Below are 17,843 nucleotides of genomic sequence, written 5' to 3' on the forward strand. Positions count from 1 at the left end.
GACCGGCCGACCAGACCGGCCAATCAGAGAGGACGCGCTCCATCATGAACCGGCCATCATGAACCGGGATGCCCGCCTGCACGCGATCCTCGCCCGGCTGCGCAGCGACTCCCCCGGCGAGCGGCTGGCCGCCCTCTCGGCGCTGGAGCGGCTGATGCCCGCCGGGACCTCCCTCTACGACGTCATCCAGATCGGTCTGTTCTACACCGACCGCGGCACCGTCGCCCCCTCGCTGGTCGAGGAGGTGGACCGTCTGCGCGGCGAGGCGCAGGAGGCCTTGCGGCGGGAGGAGCGGCAGCGCCGCCGTGTCCGGGCGCTGGAAACCGGCATCCGCGCCGTGATGGAGGAAATCCGCGGCGGCAAAGGCGTCTGACCGCCTTCGCTCCGCAACGGACGCAGTTCCGGCGGCGTGACTCCGGGAGTGGACCAACAAGGCGTTCCGCGGCGGGCCGCCATCGCACACCTTGCGGGGCAATACCGCCGTGCGTACCCGGAGGCCCTTTGCCCACCATCACAGCACCTTGTCAGCATGCCCTTTTCGCCGCCGTGAATTCCGCGGCGGCGGCGCGCGGCATGACGGTGCCCGCCCTGATCCGCTCCTGTCTGACGCTGGTCGGGCCGGAGGCGCTGACCCATCTGCCCGATCCCGGCAGCCCCGAGCCGGTGGACGTCTCCCACCGCACCGTGACGCTGAAGAGCGGCGGCACCCGCCGCGTGCGGGTGGTGCCGAAGCTGCGCGTACGCCACGCCACGCCGCTGGACGCGGCGACCGTGCGCAAGGCCGCCTGGGTCGCCGCCACCATCGGCAACGATGACGGCGCGCACCTCATCACCGCGGGCGAGCTGAACGCCGTGGAAAGCGAGATGAGCCGCTGCCGCCTGCGGCTGGAGCAGTTGACTGCGGCGCTGGAGACGTTGGCCTTCCGCCCGCTGCGCCAGCCGATCCGCAAGCCTTGGCAGGCCACCTACGTGCTGGGCTTCACCCATGAATGGGGCCTCGACCCGCAGGTGGTGAACAGCCGCTTCCGCACGCTGGCCCCGATCTTCCACCCCGACACCGGCCTGCTGTCCAGCGCCGAGCGGATGAGTCAACTGCTGGAGGCCCGCAACTTCCTCTTGCAGCACCTTCGAAGCTGAGCGGGCGATGCTTCGTATGCCGGACATTCCCTCCGAAACGGAGGTGTTCCGGGGCGATGTCGTCCAATTGGGGTCCATCTCGACTGGCCTCGACAGGGGTGCCTTTCGAATGATGGCGAAGCTCGACAGCCGGCGCGCGACGCGCACAACCCTATGAGGTCGTCAGATATGAGCGAGAGCAGTCAGAAGAAGCTGGAGCGCGTCCGCCCGCCGCGGGTGAAGCTCACCTACGAGGTCCACACCGGTGGCGCCCAGGAGATGAAGGAACTGCCCTTCCTGGTCGGTATCCTGGCCGATCTCAGCGGCAAGCCGGAGAAGCCCCTTCCCAAGCTGAAGGAGCGCAAGTTCGTCGAGATCGACCGCGACAACTTCAACGACGTGATGGCCGCCACGGCGCCGCGCCTCGCCTTCCAGGTGGACAACAAGCTGCAGGAGGACGGCGGCAAGCTGAACATCCTGCTGAACATGCGCCACATGGACGATTTCCAGCCGGTGGAGGTGCTGAAGCAGGTGCCGACGCTGAGCCGCCTGTTCGAAGCCCGGCAGAAGCTGTCGGACCTGCTGGCCAAGCTGGACGGCAACGACGAGCTGAACGGCCTGCTGAACGACGTCATCACCAGCACCGAACAGCAGGACGAGCTGAAGAAGCTCCTCGGCCCGGTGGCCGGCACCCCGGCCGGCGAGCCCGCGGGCGAGCCCGCCTGATCCCCCCTCCCGGTAAGCCCAACCAGAACCCCCTTCACGGAGCGAACAGGTGAGCACGGAAACGTCCGTTGAGAGCGCCGCCAGTCTGTCCCTGCTCGACCGCATGATGGTCGAAGGCAAGATGGCGCGCGAAGAGGGCCAGCGGCCCTACGCCCGCGACCTTCTGACCGAATTCGTCGACCAGGTCCTCGCCGAGACCGGCGACGCCTCCGCCATCGACGTGGTCGAGGCGATCAACCAGCGCATCGCGCAGATCGACGAGCTGATCAGCGACCAGCTGAACGAGGTCATGCACCACCCCGACTTCCAGAAGCTGGAAGCGACGTGGCGCGGCCTCAACTACCTCGTCATGAACACCGAGACCTCGACGACGCTGAAGCTGCGCGTCCTCAATGTCTCGCGCAAGGACCTCCAGAAGGACCTGGACAGCGCGGTCGAGTTCGACCAGAGCGCCATGTTCAAGATGGTCTACGAGGCCGAGTACGGCACGCTGGGCGGCACGCCCTACAGCATGCTGGTCGGCGACTATGAGTTCGGCCGCCATCCGCAGGACATCTCCCTGCTGGAGAAGATGTCGAACCTCGCCGCCGCCGCCCACGCGCCGTTCATCAGCGCCGTGTCGCCGGCGATGTTCGACATGGAGAATTTCGGCGAGCTGGGCGCTCCGCGCGACCTGTCGAAGATCTTCGAGACGGCCGAGATGGTGAAGTGGCGGTCCTTCCGTTCGTCGGAAGACTCCCGCTACGTCTCGCTGACCATGCCGCATGTCCTGATGCGCCTGCCCTACGGCCCGAACACCGTTCCGGTCGAAGGCATGAACTTCGTCGAGGACACCGACGGGCGCGATCACTCCAAGTACCTGTGGGGCAACGCCTCCTGGGCGCTGGCCGCGCGCATCACCGACAGCTTCGCCAAGCATGGCTGGACCGCGGCCATCCGCGGCGTGGAAGGCGGCGGCAAGGTCGAGGGTCTGCCCAGCCACACCTTCAAGACCGACGAGGGCGACGTCGCCCTGAAGTGCCCGACGGAGATCGCCATCACCGATCGCCGCGAGAAGGAGCTGAACGACCTCGGCTTCATCTCGCTGGTCCACTGCAAGAACACGGATTACGCGGCGTTCTTCAGCGGCCAGACCACGAACAAGCCGAAGGTCTACAACACCGACGAGGCCAACGCGAACGCCCGCATCTCCGCGATGCTGCCGTACATGCTGGTGTCGTCGCGCTTCGCCCATTACCTGAAGGTGATGCTGCGCGACAAGATCGGCGCCTTCCTGACGCGCAACAACATCACGGACCACCTGAACACCTGGATCGCCAACTACGTCCTTCTGGACGACGAGGCGTCGCAGGGCACGAAGGCCCGTTTCCCGCTGCGCGAGGCCCGCATCGACGTCTACGACGTGCCGGGCCGTCCGGGCGTCTACCGCGCCAACATCTTCCTGCGTCCGCATTTCCAGCTCGAAGAGCTGTCGGCCTCCATCCGCATGGTCGCCGAACTGCCGGCGCCGGAAGCCTGATCCCCTCCCCCCGAACGCATCGTCCGGAGTAAATCCGCATGTCTATGATCATTCTCGATATCCCCAACGTCCAGGGGGAGTCCGCGGTGGAGATCGCCGGGGGCGTGGTGTTCAAGGACATGATCCTGTGCGAATCCCTGTCGCAGGACATGACCGTCGAAATGGAAGTGTCGACCAACGCCCGCCGTACGGTCCACACCCCGAAGGTCGAGAACATCACGCTTGAGCGCAAGTGGGACCGGGCCTCGCCCAAGCTGATCTCGCTGCTGCTGCGCTCGGCCAACTCCGACACGGCCAAGAAGCAGTGGACCATCCACTGCCTGAAGCCGATCGGCGACACCCACCAGTGGGGCGAGTTCCTGACGATCGAGCTGACCAACCCGCTGATCGCCAAGCACAGCCTGAGCGTCAACGAGGGCGACACGACCGAGACCATCGAGATCAACGCCACCGAGATCTACTGGACCTACAAGCGCTACACCGAGGAGCAGAAGCACGAGGGCGGTGGCGGCGTGAAGTTCAACCTGCTGAAGGGCACCGTCTCCGACAGCTAATTCTCCACGCTTGCCGGAAGCCCTCTCCCCCCTGGGGAGAGGGTTGGGTGAGGGGGTTGTGCGTGTCGGCACGTCCAGCAAAAGCACACCCCCCTCATCCTAACCTTCTCCCCAGGGGGAGAAGGAACTGAAGCCCCCAACGGACACGGCGATGACCCAGCCCAAGACGATGACCGGCGGACGGTCGCTGCTGTTCGAACGGCTGATCGATTTCGAACCGGACCAGCCGACAGGCGACGAGCCGTCCGCCACGGTGCTGTCCATGCCCGACCTCAAGGCGTCCATCCGGCGCGAGGTCGCGCGCATCCTCGACAGCCGCAGCACCGGCACGCGCCGCCCCGACCTTGGCGGAACGGCGCTGGACTATGGGATTTCCGACATCACGCATCTGGACGCCGCCTCCGACGCCGACCGCCGTCAGGTGGAGCGGATGGTGCGCCAGGCCATCATCGATTTCGAGCCGCGGCTGAAGCGCCCGCGGGTGACCGTCAGCGCCGGAACCGGGCGCGGCACCATGGTCACCAGCATCTCCGGCGAGGTCGTGGCGGGCACCGTCACCGAACGGCTGGAGTTCGACGTGGGCCTGCGCGGCCCGGCCGCCACCGAGCCAAGCCAGTCCGGCTGAAAGGACGCACCAGGATGCGGCGCGAGGATCTCCTCGACCATTACGAACGCGAGCTTCTCTACGTCCGCCGGGCGGGCGAAGCCTTCGCGCGCAGCTATCCCAAGATCGCGCGCCGGCTGGCGCTGGGACCGGATCAGGCCGCCGACCCGAACGTCGAGCGGCTGATCGAATCCTTCGCCTTCCTGTCGGGTCGCCTGCAACTGAATCTGGAGCGCGAGTTCCCGCGCTTCTCCGAGGCGCTGCTGGGCATCCTGCACCCGCAGATGATCGCGCCGATCCCGGCCATGGGCATCGCGCGGATGGAGCCGACGCCCGGCGAGGGGCGGCTGACCGGCGGATTCCGCGTGCCGCGCGGCACCCCGCTGCACGCCGTGGCCGAGGACAACATCCGCTGCCGCTTCCGCACCGCCTACGACGTGACGCTGTGGCCGGTCGCGGTGACCGACGCCGCGGTGGAACCGGCGGACCGCTACGACTTCCTCGACGGCGCCGCCACCGCCTCGGTGCTGCGGCTGCGGCTGGAGACGCGCAACCAGTCCTTCGAGAATCTGCCGATCGACAAGCTGCGCCTGTTCATCGACGGCGAGACGATCCTCACCTCCGCCCTGCACGAGCTGTTCCTATGCGGCGTGGTCGAGATCGCCTACGTCCAGCCCGGCAAGCCGCCGGTGCGGCTGCGCGGCGAGAACCTGATCGCCCCCGTGGGCTTCGGCCCGGACGAGACGGTGCTGCCCCATCCCAAGCACGCCCAGCCCGCCTACGGCCTGCTCCAGGAATACTTCGAGTTTCCGCAGAAGTTCGACTTCTACGACCTGCCGCTTCCCCAGGGCCGGCTGTCGGGGGAGGTGGTGGACATCCTGATCGCCATGTCGCGCCCGCTGCCCAACCGGCTGACCCTGCGCAAGGACAGCTTCGTCCTCGGCTGCACGCCCATCGTCAATCTGTTCAACCGCACGGCGGAGCCGATCCGGCTGAACCACCGGCGCACCGCCTACCGTGTCGTCCCCGACGCCCTGCGCGAGCGCACGACCGAGGTCCATTCGATTCTGGAGGTCAGCGGCCTGCGCGACGGCGACGGCATGCACCACCGCTACGTCCCCCTCTTCTCCCACCAGCACGCCGAGGCCGAGACGGAGCCGCGCGGCTTCTGGCTGGCCGCCCACGAGCCGACCCAGCGGGAGGACGTGCCGGGCACCGACATCCATCTCAGCCTGCACCACCTCGACCTGACGCCGACCGACCCGGCGGACGAGACGCTTCTGGTGCGCACGCTCTGCACCAACCGCGCACTGGCGGAGCAGGTGCCGGCGGGGGCCGCGCTGATGATCGAGGAATCCGCCCCCATCGCCACCATCCGCTGCCTGCACAAGCCGACGCCCGGCCGCCCGGCCCCGGCGGGCGGTTCCTCGGCCTGGAAACTGATCTCGCACCTTTCGGTCAACCATCTCAGCCTGACCGGCGACGCCGAGGGGCTGCGCGCCCTGCAATCGATCCTGCTGCTGCATGCGCCCGACGACCCGTCCGCCCAGCACCAGATCCGCGGCGTGCAGGGCCTGTCCTCCCGCCCGGTGCTGCACCGCATGGGGCAGGACGCCTGGCGCGGCTTCGTGCGCGGGCTGGAGGTGACGGTGGCCCTGGACGAGCGGAACTTCGTCGGCGCCAGCCCGCTGGTCTTCGGCGGCGTGCTCAGCCGCTTCCTCGGGCTCTACGTCAACGTCAACGCCTTCGCCCAGCTTCAGCTGCGCTCGGTGCAACGGGAAGGGGTGTGGAAGGCATGGTCGCGCCTTGCCGGCAGCCAGCCGGTCCTGTGACGGACCGCGCGTCCCCGCCTCCCGCCCTGATCGACCGGCTGGAGGCCGAGCCCTGGGGCTTCGACCTGCTGCAGGCCATCGCCCTGCTGGAGCGCGCCGCCCCCGGCTACGCGCCGCTCGGCACCGGCATCGACCCGGAGCAGGAGGCCGTCCGCATCGAGCACGACCCCAGCTTCGTCTTCCCCGCCAGCGACGTCGTCGAGGCGCGGCGGACCGAGGACGGGCGCGGCGTCGTGCGTTCTCCCGTGCTGGGCGTGGCGGGCATCAACGGCCCCCTGCCTTACGTCGCCACCGAACTGCTCGTCGAGCGGGCGGCGCGGCGCGACACGGCGGGCTCGGCCTTCTACGACATCTTCAACCACCGCCTGATGTCGATCTTCTACCGCACCCGCCAGGGCAGCCTGCCCCTGCTGGAGCGCGACCCCGAACGCACCCTGATGGCCCGCGTGCTGCGCGCGCTGGCCGGAATCGGCACGCCCGGCCTGGAACAGCGCCTGCCCGGCACCCCCGACCGCATGCTGCTGGCCTTCTCCGGCATCCTCGGAAACCGCCGCCGCTCGTCGGCCGGGCTGGAAGCGATCCTCGGCGCCGTCTTCCGGGTCAAGGTGCGGGTGGAGAGCTTCGTCGGGCGCTGGCTGCCGTTGGACGAGGAGAGCCGGACCCGTATCGGCGGCGGCTTCGGCGCGCGCAACAACAGCCTCGGCCGCACGGTCGTGCTGGGCCGCCGCGTCTGGGACCAGCAGAGCTGCTACGCCATCGAACTGACGCTCGACAGCCTTGAGCGCTTCCGCGAGTTCCTGCCCGATGGGCGGCATCACCAGACGCTCTGCGCGCTCGCCCGCTTCCACACCGGGGACGGCATGGACTTCCGTATCGTGCTGGTGCTGGAAGCCACGAAGGTGCCGCCAACGCGCCTGTCCACCAAGCCGCCGGAGGGCAGCCGCCTCGGCTGGACCTCCTGGCTGCGGGCGCCGGGCCGCCCCAACTTGAAGGACGGGCGCCTGACCCTCGACCCCGCCCCCTTCAACCCTCTCCCCCCCGCTCACGCGCAAACGAAGTTTGCGCTGACGCGACAGGCGGACCTTTGGTCCGCCGAAAGCGGGGAGAGGGTGGCCCGGAGGGCCGGTGAGGGGGTCGCGCTTGTGCCGGACGTACCAACAAGCGCACCCCCCTCACCCTAACCCTCTCCCCAGGGGGGAGAGGGGACTTCACAAGCACCTGACCCCGCCCCGCCCGCAACGTCACCCCAGGGAGCCGTCCCGTGACCGCCGACATCAAGTCCCTCATCGGAAAGCTCGACCGCGACGGGCGCAAGGTCCTCGAACGCTCCGCCGCGCTGTGCGTCTCGCAGACCCATTACGACGTCGAGGCCGAGCATGTGCTGCTGGCGCTGCTGCGGCTGAAGGACGCCACCGTCGCCGGCATCCTGCGCCATTACGGCGTCGAGGCGGGCCGGCTGGAAACGGAACTCGAAGCCGCGCTGGACCGCATCCGCCGCGGCAACAGCCGCACCCCGGCCTTCTCCCCCCGCGTTCCGGAGATGCTGGAGACGGCACTGCTGATCTCCGTCACCCATCTGGACAGCCCGCAGATCCTTCTGCCGGCCATCCTCTGGGCCGCGGTCGCCTGCGATTCCGTGCGGGCGGTGGTCACGGAGTCCGCCCCCTCCCTGCTCGCCCTGCCGCGCGAGCGCACCGCGTCCGACCTGCCGGAGCTGGTGCGCGTCCTGAAAGAAGGCGGACCGTCCGCCGCCGCATCCGAATCCTCTCCCGCCGCCGCTCCGGTCTCCGCCGCGTCGGACGGGCGGGCCATGCTGGACCAGTACAGCCAGGACCTGACCGCCCAGGCCAAGGCCGGGAAGATCGACCCGGTGATCGGGCGCGACCGCGAGATCCGGCAGGTCATCGACGTGATGATGCGCCGCCGCCAGAACAACCCGATCCTGGTCGGCGACCCCGGCGTCGGCAAGACCGCCATCGTCGAGGGGCTGGCCCTGCGCATCGCCGAGGGCGACGTGCCGCCGCCGCTGCGCGGCATGGTCATCCGCACGCTCGACCTCGGCCTGCTCCAGGCCGGGGCCGGGGTGAAGGGCGAGTTCGAGAACCGGCTGAAGTCGATCATCAAGGAGGTCTCGGCCTCCCCCGTGCCGATGGTCGTCTTCATCGACGAGGCGCACGCGCTGATCGGCGCCGGCGGGGCCGCCGGCCAGGGCGACGCCGCCAACCTGCTGAAGCCCGCCTTGGCGCGCGGCGAGTTCCGCACCATCGCCGCCACCACCTGGGCCGAGTACAAGAAGTATTTCGAAAAGGACCCGGCGCTGGCCCGCCGCTTCCAGCCCGTCTCGGTGCCGGAACCGGACGAGACGGCGGCGGCGGCCATGCTGCGCGGCCTCGTCCGCCGCTTCGAGGAGCATCATGGGGTCCGCGTGCTCGACGACGGCATCGCCGCCGCCGTGGCCCTGTCCGCCCGCTACATCCCCGCCCGCCAGTTGCCCGACAAGGCGATCAGCGTGCTCGACACCGCCTGCGCCCGCGTCGCCATCGCCCGCAGTTCCAAGCCCGAGGCCATCGAGGCGATGGAGCGCGAGGACGTCATCCTGGCCCGCGAGGCGGAGCGGCTGGAAGCCGAACCCGGCACCGCCCACCACGCCCGCCTGACGCAGATTTCGCAACGTCGCGGCGCGCTGGCCCTGGAGAAGGCCACATTGGACGAGCGCTGGAGGCGCGAGCGCGATCTGGTCGATGCGGTGGAGGCTGCCTTGAAGGCCGGCCACGCGGTGGAGGCCGCCGCGGCCATGGAGAAGCTGAAAGCGATCCAGGGCGACAGCCCGCTGGTCCCGCACCGGGTGGATGGTGCCGTGGTCGCCGCCGTGGTGTCGAACTGGACCGGCATCCCGGTCGGCTCGATGTCCAAGGATGATCTGGAGGTGGTCGCCACTCTGGAGGACCGCATGGCCGCCCGCGTCGTCGGCCAGCCGCAGGCGCTCCAGGCCATCGCGCGGGCCGTGCGCGGCTACCGCGCCGGTCTGGGCGAGCCGCAGCGCCCCATCGGCGTCTTCCTGCTGAGCGGCCCAAGCGGCGTCGGCAAGACCGAAACCGCCCTGGCGCTCGCCGAACTGCTGAACGGCGGCGAGGACAGCCTGATCACCATCAACATGTCGGAGTATCAGGAGGCCCACGCCGTGGCCACCCTGCGCGGCGCACCGCCGGGCTATGTCGGCTACGGCAGCGGCGGCGTGCTGACCGAGGCGGTGCGCCGCCGCCCCCACGCCGTGGTGCTGATGGACGAGGTCGAGAAGGCCCACCCCGACGTGCTGGACATGTTCTACCAGGTCTTCGACAAGGGCGTGCTGGAGGACGGCGAGGGCGTGGAGGTGGACTTCCGCAACACGCTGATCCTGCTGACCAGCAACCTCGGCGACACCGAGCTGTTCGCTCTGGGCCGCGAGGCGCTCGACGCCGGGCGCATCGGTGAGGCGCGGGAAGAGGGGCTGGCCGCCATTTCCGACGTGCTGCGCCGCCGCTTCCGCCCGGCCTTCCTCGGCCGCCTGTCCGTCGTGCCCTACTACCCGCTGAGCGAGGCGCAGATCCGCAGCATCGTGACGATGAAGCTGGACAAGCTGCAACGCCGCACCGCCGGCAACCGCGGCGCCGAGCTGGCCGTCACCGACGCGGCGGTGGAGGCGCTGGTGCTGCGGGCGCTGAACTCCGACGCCGGGGCGCGCATGATCGACACGTTGCTGTCGGAGTTCGTGGTGCCGGAGGTGGCGATCCGCATCCTCGACCGCGTCGCCGCCGGCCAGCCGGTGGGCCGCATCACCGTGGACCACGGCGCGGACGGCCGCTTCACCGTCAGCGTGGACGGCACGGCGGCCTGAGCGGGGAGCGGCGAGGATGGCGAAGCGCTTTTCCCAGGACGGCCAGTATCTGTCCATCACCACCCCGCTGGGGGCGGACGCGCTGGCGCTGCGCACCATCGTGGGGGAGGAGCGGCTGTCGTCGCTATTCACCTACCGCATCACCATGATCTCGTCGGACGAGGACATCGCCTTCGACCGCGTCGTCGGCAAGGCGGTGACCGTCGCCATCACGCTCGGCGACCAGGAGACGGTGCGCTACATCAACGCCATCGTCGGCCGGATCGAGCTGACCCACGTCGACGACCGCGGCCAGGTCGCCCATTACGAGGCGGAGCTTCACCCCTGGCTGTGGATGCTGACCCATTCCGGCGACTGCCGCATCTTCCAGGAGAAGACGGTCCCGGAGATCGTCGAGGAGGTCTGCAAGGGCGCCGGCTACACCGACCTCAAGAAATCGCTGACCGGCACCTACGCCAAGCGCGAATATTGCGTGCAGTACCGCGAGACCGACTACAACTTCGTCGCCCGTCTGCTCGAAGAGGAAGGCATCTTCTATTACTTCGCGCATGAGGACGGGAAGCACACGCTGGTGCTGGGCGACGGGGCCAACGCCTTCGCCAAGAGCCCGCTGCTCGACACCTTCGAGTACCGCAACACCGAAGGGCACGACGACGAAGACCATGTGCTGAACGGTCTCAGTGTCGAGCGGCGGGTGACGACCAAGAGCTACGGCATCGACGGCTACCATTTCGAGACCCCCTCGACCGACCTCTACGCCACGGCGGAGGGCGCGTCGGGATTCGGCACGGTCAGCGACTACATGGGCCGCCACACCACCTCGTCGGATGGCGAGGCGATGGCCAAGCTGCGCCAGCAGGCGCTGGCCTTCCCCGGACGCCGGGTGCGCGGCAGCGGCGAATGCCGGTCGCTGGAGGCCGGGACGCGCATCACCGTGTCCGGCCACAGCAAGAGCGACCTGAACGCCGAGTATGTCCTGTATTCCGTGCGCATCGACGGGGCGAGCGGCCATTTCAACGCCCATTTCACCGCCTTCCCGCCGGACCTGCCCTTCCGCCCGCTCGACACGGCGGTGAAGCCGCGCATCCACTCCACCCAGACCGCCATCGTCGTCGGCAAGAGCGGGGAGGAGATCTGGCTCGACAAGTACGGGCGCATCAAGGTGCAGTTCCACTGGGACCGGCTGGGCAAGAAGGACGAGAAAAGCTCTTGCTGGGTCCGCGTCGCGCAGAACTGGGCGGGCAAGAACTACGGCATCATGTTCTTCCCCCGCGTCGGGCAGGAGGTGGTGGTGACCTTCCTCGACGGCGACCCAGACCGCCCGCTGGTCACCGGCTCCGTCTACAACGCGGAGCAGACCGTGCCCTACACGCTGCCCGACGATTCGACCAAGAGCACCATCAAGACCCAGACCTCGAAGAACGGCACCGGCAAATTCAACGAGATCCGCTTCGAGGACAAGGCCGACGCCGAGGAGATTTTCGTTCACGCCCAGAAGGACATGAACGTCGAGGTGTTGAACGACGTGACCCGCCTCGTGAAGCACGACGAGGTGGAGACGGTCGAGAACGACAGCACCATCGACATCCAGCACGACCGCAAGCTGACCGTGAAGAACGATCACAGCATCACCGTGTCGGAAGGCAACGAGACGCACGACGTCGCGAAGGGCACGCGCGCCGTGACGGTGAAAGGCAACGAGACCCACACCAACAAGGCCGACTTCATCCACAAGGCCGACGGCGACTACACCCTGACCGTGAAGGGCAACCTGACCATCGACGTGACCGGCGACGTGGTCATCAAGGGCAAGTCGGTGAAGGTGACGGCCACCTCCGGCGAGGTCGGGGTCAAGTCCGGCACGGACATGAAACTCGACGCCGGCGGCGCCTTCAACGCCAAATCCGGCATGGCGATGGAGATCAAGTCGGGCATGGGCATGGACATCAAGGCCAGCATGGGCATGAACCTGAAAGCCGGCCTCGCCCTGTCCGCCGAAGGGCTGTCCGCCGCGCTGAAGGCCCAGGGCATGGGCGAGGTCAGCGCCGGCGGCATCCTGACCGTCAAGGGCACCCTGGTGAAGGTGAACTGAGATGGCCGCTGAGACAGCCGACCACGCTGCATCCGATCCCCAGCCGGTGGAGGAGCGCGACGAGCAGGGCCGCATCGTGCGCAGCGGCGAGATGCGCGACGAACAGTTCCACGGCCTCTACACCGCCTACGGCGACGATGGACACCCGATCCTCCGCGCCCGGCTGCGCGCCGGGAAGCTGCACGGGGAGGTGCGCAATTACGCCCCCGGCGGCGCCCTGATCCAGGTCGCCGAGTATGTGGACGGCGTGCAGCACGGACTGACGACCTTCTACGCCAATGCCCGCCCGACCTGCCGCATGACCTACCGCGACGGGCTCTTGAACGGGCCGTCGGTCTTTTTCCACGAGAGCGGCACGGTGGCCGCCGTCTTCCAGTACGGCGACGGCAAGCGCGAGGGCGAGGCGCTGTTCCACAGCCCGCAGGGCCGCCCGATGCGGCGGGAGAGCTACGCCAACGACCGCCTGCACGGCCCGGTCCTGGGCTATTACGACGACGGCACGGTGAGCGAGCGCGGGGCCTTCCTGGACGGGCTTCAGGACGGGGTGCTGCGTCGCTACTTCCCCTCCGGCGCGCTGATGCAGCATGGCGTCTACCGCCGTGGCCTGCTGATCGAACCGCTGCGGACCTATTCGGAGGACGGCAAGGAAATCGCCGTGCTTCAGCCGCCGGCGGGGTGAGGGCACTCCGAGAGCGAGGACGTTGCCGCCAACCCCGGCCCTCCCCCGCTGGCGCAGGGGAGGGTGCCTTCTGCGAAGCGGCGGTAGTCCCCTCCCCTGCGATAGCGGGGGAGGGCTAGGGAGGGGGCAAGCCCCCCGCACACCCTACGGCGTCTGAACCGTGAACTGCCCCGGCAGCGTGATCTGGATCACCCCGCCCCAGTTGCACATCAGCTTGCTGGTGGAGGTCAGGGCCGGCATGTTGCCGACCATGACCGTGGGTGCTCCAGGCACCCAGGGGGCGACGGTGCAGGGAACGCAGGGCTGCGGCTTGATCACGCCCGGCGGCGGCACGGGGATCATCGAGGCCACCACCGGGTTGGCCGGGCTGGTGCACACGCCGAAGGGCGGGATGTTCATGATCGGCTTGTTGTCCATGATGTTCGCCATCGGCGGCCCGCCGGCCATCGTCCGGTTCAGCGGCAGCACCACCAGGGCGGACGGCGCCGCCCCGAAGCTGCAGGTCATCATGGCGCCCGCGCACACCGCCTGACTCATCCCGTCTCTCCATACTGAAACGTCCAGGCGAAGAGTGGGCGCCGCCGCCGCCCTGCGGCAAGCGATCCCTGGACCGGAATGGTCCGAATTCGCTTCAACCCGGCGGAGACGGGCCGAACCCGTCGAACAGGCCCGGCTCCGCCTCGGTCTCCGGGTCGAGCAGGTCGGTGCAGCCGACGCCGATCAGGCGGATCGACCGCCCGTCCGGCTCGGCGTCCAGCATCTCGCAGCCGGTCTGCCAAATCAGCCCCGCCGAACGCGCGGGCGGATCGACGCGGCGGGAGCGGGTGATCGTCTGGAAATCGGCGGTCTTCATCTTCAGCACCACGCTGCGCCCCCGCAAGCCCGCGGCCGACAAGCGGCGCGCCACCGTCTCGGCCAGCGGAAGCAGCGCGTCCTTCAGCGCGGCCTTGTCGGCGGTCTCCCAATCGAAGGTCGTCTCGGCGGAAATGCTCTTGCTCGGCGAGCCCGGTTCCACCCGCCGGTCGTCCTGGCCGCGGGCGAAGCGGTGCAGCAGGCGGCCCATCTTGCCGTGGCGGCGCACCAGATCGATCTCCGACCAGCCGCGCAGGTCGCCGACCGTGCGGATGCCGTCCGATTGCAGCTTGCGCTGGAGCACCGGCCCGACACCCCACAGGATCGACACCGGCTTGGGCGCCAGGAAGTCGAGCGCCTGCCCCCGCCCGATCACCGAGAAGCCGCGCGGCTTCTCCAGGTCAGAGGCGATCTTGGCGAACAGCTTGTTGTAGCTGAGCCCGACCGAGGCGGTGATGCCCAGCTGGCTCTCGAACCGGCGAATCAGTTCGGCCAGCGCCTGGGCCGGGCTGATGCTCAGCCGCTCCGCCACGCCGGACAGGTCGAGAAAGGCCTCGTCGATGGACAGCGGCTCGACCAGCGGGGTGAATGCCTGCATCAGCTCCCGCGCCTGCCGGCCCACCGCCTTGTACTTCGCCATGTCGGGCCGCAGCACGACGGCGTCCGGACAAGCCTCCAGCGCCTGCCACATCGGCATGGCCGAGCGCACCCCGGCCATCCGCGCGATGTAGCAGCAGGCGGCCACCACGCCACGCCGGTCGCCGCCGATGATCAGCGGGCGGCTGACCAACTCCGGCCGGTCGCGCTTCTCCACCGTGGCGTAGAAGGCGTCGCAATCGATGTGGCCGATGGCGAGGCCGTGCAGCTCCTCATGCCGGACCAGCCGCCGGCCACCGCATTTCGGGCAGCGCGGCTCGCTCCCGCGGACAGCCGCCGCGCAGTCGCGGCACAGGGCCTTGCAATCGTCGAACACAACCATGGCCGCAGTCTAGCAGCAGAGCGCCCGCGGCGGGGCAGGAATGTTCCTGTCCCGTTCCAGTTTCCCGCTCAGAAACGGAAACCCCGGTTGAGCAGCCAGCCGAGAGGGCCGGTGAACACCAGGGGCTGGTCCTGCACCAGCAGGCACAGGCATTCCCCGTCCGCGTCGGCCACGGCGTGGTGCGGCGTGCCGGTGTCGTAGGACGCCACGTCGCCGACCCGGTAGGCCCCGAACTCGTCGGAGAAGCCGCCCTTCATCACCAGCAGCATCTCGCTGTCGGTATGACGGTGGGCCGGCACCCGCGACCCTGGCGCCATGCGCAGCAGGCAAGCCGAGGCCGTTCCGGCGCTGACGCCCCAGGCGGACAGGTGGACGCCCGGAACGACGCGCACCCACTCCAGCGCCTCCGGCTCCGCCCCGATGGCGCGGCGCAGCGGACCGGGAAACAGGCTTTTTCCGGCCGGCGCGGGAACGGGCGGCGGCGATGCAACCGTGGCGTCGAGCCGGGTCATCAGGGTGCCGAACAGCGAATCGGACACCGGTTCGGGGGGCAGATCAGCCAGCAGGACGCCGCCGCAGGCCTCCATCTCCGCGACCTGCGCCCGGCAGTCCGGGCAATAGGCGAGATGCGCGGCGACCAGCAACGACTGCACCTCGCGCAGGCTGCCGGCGGCGTAGTCGAGAAGCCGTTCGGGGGCGGGATGATGGGCCGGCACGGTCACGCCCCCTCCCCGAAAGCCCGGCGCAGGCGAACGAGGGCCAGCCGCAAGCGGGTCTTCACGGTTCCCAGCGGGATGCCGCGTTCGGCGGAGATTTCCGCATGAACCTTGTCCTCGTAGTAGGCGAGCCGCAGCACGTCGGCCTGCTCCGGCGGCAGGTTGCCGATCACCGCGCGCAGGCGGAAGGCCGTCTCGGCCGCTTCGAACTGGTGGTCGGGCGTCGGCTCCTCCCCAACGTCCGACATCAGATCATCGGGCTGAAGCTCGGGCCGCCGCTCCTGCCGGACGCGGTCGATCCGGCGGTTGCGGGCGATGGTGTAGATCCAGGTGGAGGCGCTGGCCMGCGCCGGGTCGAAGCGGTCCGCCCGCAGCCACACCGCCATCATGACGTCCTGGACCAGTTCCTCCGCCGCGCTGCTATCAGCGCCCAGCCGGCGCATGTAGGCCTTGATCCGCGGCGCGAAGTGATCGAACAGCGCGCGGAACGCGGTGGAATCGCGGTTGCGCGCGACGGCAAGCAGCAGTTGCTCGTGGTCCGGCATGGTCGGGTCGTTCGAATCGGCCTTCGGCAGCATGCCAGGGACAAGTCTTCAGTCGGTCAGCGTCGTGCCGCACCATACAACAGCGTGTCCCGCGGCACACGGCGTAATTCGGCATAGTGTTGCTGCCGTGCGTATGGGTCAAGCATCCCCCAACTGGATTCCCTGGTATGGTGCCCCCACTTGATGCTAGGTCCGCGACGCCCTCCACCAAGCCCCTCATCAAGAAGGAAGAAGGCATGAGCCTCGAACCGAACTTCGAACATCTACGGGCAAGGGCCGTGGAGTCGCTGTTCCAGCATCTGGCGGACGCCTGCGTCGGGCTGATCGTGGTCGACCAACATGCACGGATCGCCTGGATCGGCGACCGCTATCTTGAGTTGCTCGGCTATTCGGGCAACCCGGAGAACGCGCTGGGCCGCCCGGTGGAGGAGGTCATTCCCAACAGCCAGATGCGCCATGTGGTGGAGAGCGGGCAGACCATGCTGCTCGACCTCATGGACATCGGGGAGCGCACCATCGTGGTGACCCGCCTGCCGCTGCGCGCGGAGGATGGGACGCTGATCGGCGCCATCGGCTTCGCCCTGTTCGACCGGGCCGACCGGCTGCGCCCGCTGATGTCGAAATACCAGAAGCTCCAGGAGGAGCTGAACCGCACCCGGCAGGAGCTGGCGCAGGAGCGGCGCGCGAAATACTCCCTGTCGCAGATGATCGGCAACAGCGACTCCATGCGCGAGGTGAAGCGCCTGGCCCGTCGCGCCGCGCAGCTCGACAGCACAGTCCTGCTGCTGGGCGAGACGGGCACCGGCAAGGAGCTGCTGGCCCACGGCATCCACGCCGCCAGCCCGCGCGCCGGGGCGCCCTTCGTCGGGGTGAACGTCGCGGCGATTCCGGAAAATCTTTTGGAATCGGAACTGTTCGGCGTCGCCCCTGGCGCCTACACCGGCGCCGACCGCAAAATGCGCGAGGGCAAGTTCCAGCTCGCCGACGGCGGCACCCTGTTCCTCGACGAGATCGGCGACATGCCGCTGCCGCTCCAGGCCAAGCTGCTGCGCGTGCTTCAGGAGCGGGAGTTCGAAGCGGTCGGCTCCAACAAGATGGTGCGCGTCGATCTGCGGGTGATCGCGGCGACCAGCCGCGACCTCGACGCCCTGGTTCGCGAGCGGCAGTTCCGCGCCGACCTCTATTACCGGCTGAACGTGGTTCCGATCACCCTGCCGCCGTTGCGCGACCGGACGGAGGACATCGGCAGCATCGCCGACCGCATCCTCGACGAGCTGGCCTTCACCACCGCCGCCGCGTCGCGGGAGCTGACCGCCGGGGCCATCGCCGTTCTGGAGGATTACGACTGGCCGGGCAACGTGCGGGAACTCCGCAACGTGCTGGAACGGGTGTCGGCCATGACTGACGACGCGGCCCTGACCGCCGAGCACATCCGCGCCGCCCTGCCGCGCACGGCGGGTCCGGCCGGCTCGGCCGACCGCCCGGCGGAGGGTGGAAACCGTCCCTTGAGCGACGTGCTGAAGGACACGGAACGCGCGGCCATCGTCGGCGCCCTGTCGCGCACCGGCGGGGTGAAGGCGAAGGCCGCCAAGCTGCTGGGGATTTCGCGGGCGTCGCTCTACGAGCGGATGCAGGCGCTGGGGATCAAGGAGGATGCCCAGGGGACGGTGTGAGGAGGAGGCGTATTGCCCCCGCCCTTCCCACGGCTTCGCCGCGGGCCCCTTCCCTCCCCCGCTTCGCAAGGGAGGGAGA

General features: G+C 69.0%; 16 protein-coding genes. 12 read left to right on the top strand and 4 right to left on the bottom strand.

Translation table 11 applies throughout. From position 1 onward, the window contains the following. Positions 1–58: 58 nt before the first annotated feature. From AC1DVI_RS25695 to AC1DVI_RS25745, 11 genes are all read left to right on the top strand, one after another. On the top strand, positions 59–373 hold the full coding sequence (locus AC1DVI_RS25695; RefSeq protein WP_476960389.1) for a hypothetical protein: 315 nt from the start codon (positions 59–61) through the stop codon (positions 371–373). Between the two features lie 200 nt (positions 374–573). Then, on the top strand, positions 574–1,137 hold the full coding sequence (locus tag AC1DVI_RS25700) for a hypothetical protein (protein WP_476960390.1): 564 nt from the start codon (positions 574–576) through the stop codon (positions 1,135–1,137). Between the two features lie 168 nt (positions 1,138–1,305). Further along, entirely contained in the window at positions 1,306–1,842 is a 537-nt protein-coding gene (gene tssB, locus AC1DVI_RS25705) for a type VI secretion system contractile sheath small subunit (protein ID WP_109071733.1), read from the top strand. Between the two features lie 49 nt (positions 1,843–1,891). After that, on the top strand, positions 1,892–3,361 hold the full coding sequence (gene tssC, locus AC1DVI_RS25710) for a type VI secretion system contractile sheath large subunit (protein ID WP_476960391.1): 1,470 nt from the start codon (positions 1,892–1,894) through the stop codon (positions 3,359–3,361). A 38-nt stretch (positions 3,362–3,399) separates the two neighbouring features. Then, on the top strand, positions 3,400–3,915 hold the full coding sequence (locus AC1DVI_RS25715) for an Hcp family type VI secretion system effector (RefSeq protein ID WP_109071735.1): 516 nt from the start codon (positions 3,400–3,402) through the stop codon (positions 3,913–3,915). Positions 3,916–4,066: 151 nt separating this feature from the next. After that, entirely contained in the window at positions 4,067–4,540 is a 474-nt protein-coding gene (tssE, locus tag AC1DVI_RS25720; protein ID WP_476960392.1) for a type VI secretion system baseplate subunit TssE, read from the top strand. A 14-nt stretch (positions 4,541–4,554) separates the two neighbouring features. After that, a complete protein-coding gene (gene tssF, locus AC1DVI_RS25725; RefSeq protein WP_476960393.1) occupies positions 4,555–6,351 on the top strand; it encodes a type VI secretion system baseplate subunit TssF in 1,797 nt (598 codons plus the stop codon). Beyond that, complete coding sequence (tssG, locus tag AC1DVI_RS25730; protein ID WP_476960394.1) at positions 6,348–7,532, top strand: type VI secretion system baseplate subunit TssG; 1,185 nt, start codon at positions 6,348–6,350, stop codon at positions 7,530–7,532. Before tssF ends, tssG begins: the two co-directional genes overlap by 4 nt. Before the next feature lie 80 nt (positions 7,533–7,612). Next, positions 7,613–10,228 carry a type VI secretion system ATPase TssH gene (tssH, locus tag AC1DVI_RS25735; RefSeq protein ID WP_476960395.1) on the top strand — a complete coding sequence of 872 codons (2,616 nt, stop codon included), beginning with the start codon at positions 7,613–7,615 and terminating at the stop codon, positions 10,226–10,228. Positions 10,229–10,244: 16 nt separating this feature from the next. Further along, positions 10,245–12,320 (top strand): type VI secretion system Vgr family protein, encoded by a 2,076-nt coding sequence (locus AC1DVI_RS25740; protein WP_476960396.1) that lies wholly within the window; start codon positions 10,245–10,247, stop codon positions 12,318–12,320. Position 12,321: 1 nt separating this feature from the next. Then, positions 12,322–12,999, top strand: coding sequence for a toxin-antitoxin system YwqK family antitoxin (locus AC1DVI_RS25745; RefSeq protein WP_476960397.1), 678 nt, complete (start codon positions 12,322–12,324; stop codon positions 12,997–12,999). A gap of 144 nt (positions 13,000–13,143) precedes the next feature. On the opposite strand, the gene AC1DVI_RS25750 is transcribed toward AC1DVI_RS25745, so the two are convergent. The 4 genes from AC1DVI_RS25750 to AC1DVI_RS25765 all read right to left on the bottom strand — a co-directional run bounded on the left by AC1DVI_RS25750 (position 13,144) and on the right by AC1DVI_RS25765 (position 16,124). After that, positions 13,144–13,536 (bottom strand): DUF4280 domain-containing protein, encoded by a 393-nt coding sequence (locus AC1DVI_RS25750; RefSeq protein ID WP_137104949.1) that lies wholly within the window; start codon positions 13,534–13,536, stop codon positions 13,144–13,146. Between the two features lie 94 nt (positions 13,537–13,630). Then, positions 13,631–14,830, bottom strand: coding sequence for a DNA polymerase IV (locus AC1DVI_RS25755; protein ID WP_476960398.1), 1,200 nt, complete (start codon positions 14,828–14,830; stop codon positions 13,631–13,633). Between the two features lie 68 nt (positions 14,831–14,898). Then, the gene (locus AC1DVI_RS25760) at positions 14,899–15,552 is read right to left on the bottom strand and encodes a ChrR family anti-sigma-E factor (RefSeq protein ID WP_476960399.1); all 654 of its coding nucleotides are present in this window, start codon (positions 15,550–15,552) and stop codon (positions 14,899–14,901) included. Beyond that, the gene (locus tag AC1DVI_RS25765; RefSeq protein WP_476960400.1) at positions 15,549–16,124 is read right to left on the bottom strand and encodes a sigma-70 family RNA polymerase sigma factor; all 576 of its coding nucleotides are present in this window, start codon (positions 16,122–16,124) and stop codon (positions 15,549–15,551) included. Before AC1DVI_RS25765 ends, AC1DVI_RS25760 begins: the two co-directional genes overlap by 4 nt. A 203-nt stretch (positions 16,125–16,327) precedes the next feature. Between AC1DVI_RS25765 and AC1DVI_RS25770 the strand changes: the two genes are divergently transcribed. Beyond that, positions 16,328–17,764: a sigma-54 interaction domain-containing protein gene (locus AC1DVI_RS25770; protein WP_476960401.1), complete on the top strand. Its 1,437-nt coding sequence runs from the start codon at positions 16,328–16,330 to the stop codon at positions 17,762–17,764. Positions 17,765–17,843: the final 79 nt, after the last annotated feature.

The organism is Azospirillum sp. P4_B5 (genome assembly GCF_056402275.1).

Coding starts and splice junctions, on each gene's coding strand:
- AC1DVI_RS25740 (WP_476960396.1), top strand. CDS start 10,245: ATGGCGAAGCGCTTTTCCCAGGACGGCCAGTATCTGTCCATCACCACC.
- tssF (WP_476960393.1), top strand. CDS start 4,555: ATGCGGCGCGAGGATCTCCTCGACCATTACGAACGCGAGCTTCTCTAC.
- AC1DVI_RS25770 (WP_476960401.1), top strand. CDS start 16,328: ATGAGCCTCGAACCGAACTTCGAACATCTACGGGCAAGGGCCGTGGAG.
- AC1DVI_RS25715 (WP_109071735.1), top strand. CDS start 3,400: ATGTCTATGATCATTCTCGATATCCCCAACGTCCAGGGGGAGTCCGCG.
- tssE (WP_476960392.1), top strand. CDS start 4,067: ATGACCCAGCCCAAGACGATGACCGGCGGACGGTCGCTGCTGTTCGAA.
- AC1DVI_RS25755 (WP_476960398.1), bottom strand. CDS start 14,830: ATGGTTGTGTTCGACGATTGCAAGGCCCTGTGCCGCGACTGCGCGGCG.
- tssB (WP_109071733.1), top strand. CDS start 1,306: ATGAGCGAGAGCAGTCAGAAGAAGCTGGAGCGCGTCCGCCCGCCGCGG.
- AC1DVI_RS25695 (WP_476960389.1), top strand. CDS start 59: ATGAACCGGGATGCCCGCCTGCACGCGATCCTCGCCCGGCTGCGCAGC.
- AC1DVI_RS25700 (WP_476960390.1), top strand. CDS start 574: ATGACGGTGCCCGCCCTGATCCGCTCCTGTCTGACGCTGGTCGGGCCG.
- AC1DVI_RS25745 (WP_476960397.1), top strand. CDS start 12,322: ATGGCCGCTGAGACAGCCGACCACGCTGCATCCGATCCCCAGCCGGTG.
- AC1DVI_RS25750 (WP_137104949.1), bottom strand. CDS start 13,536: ATGAGTCAGGCGGTGTGCGCGGGCGCCATGATGACCTGCAGCTTCGGG.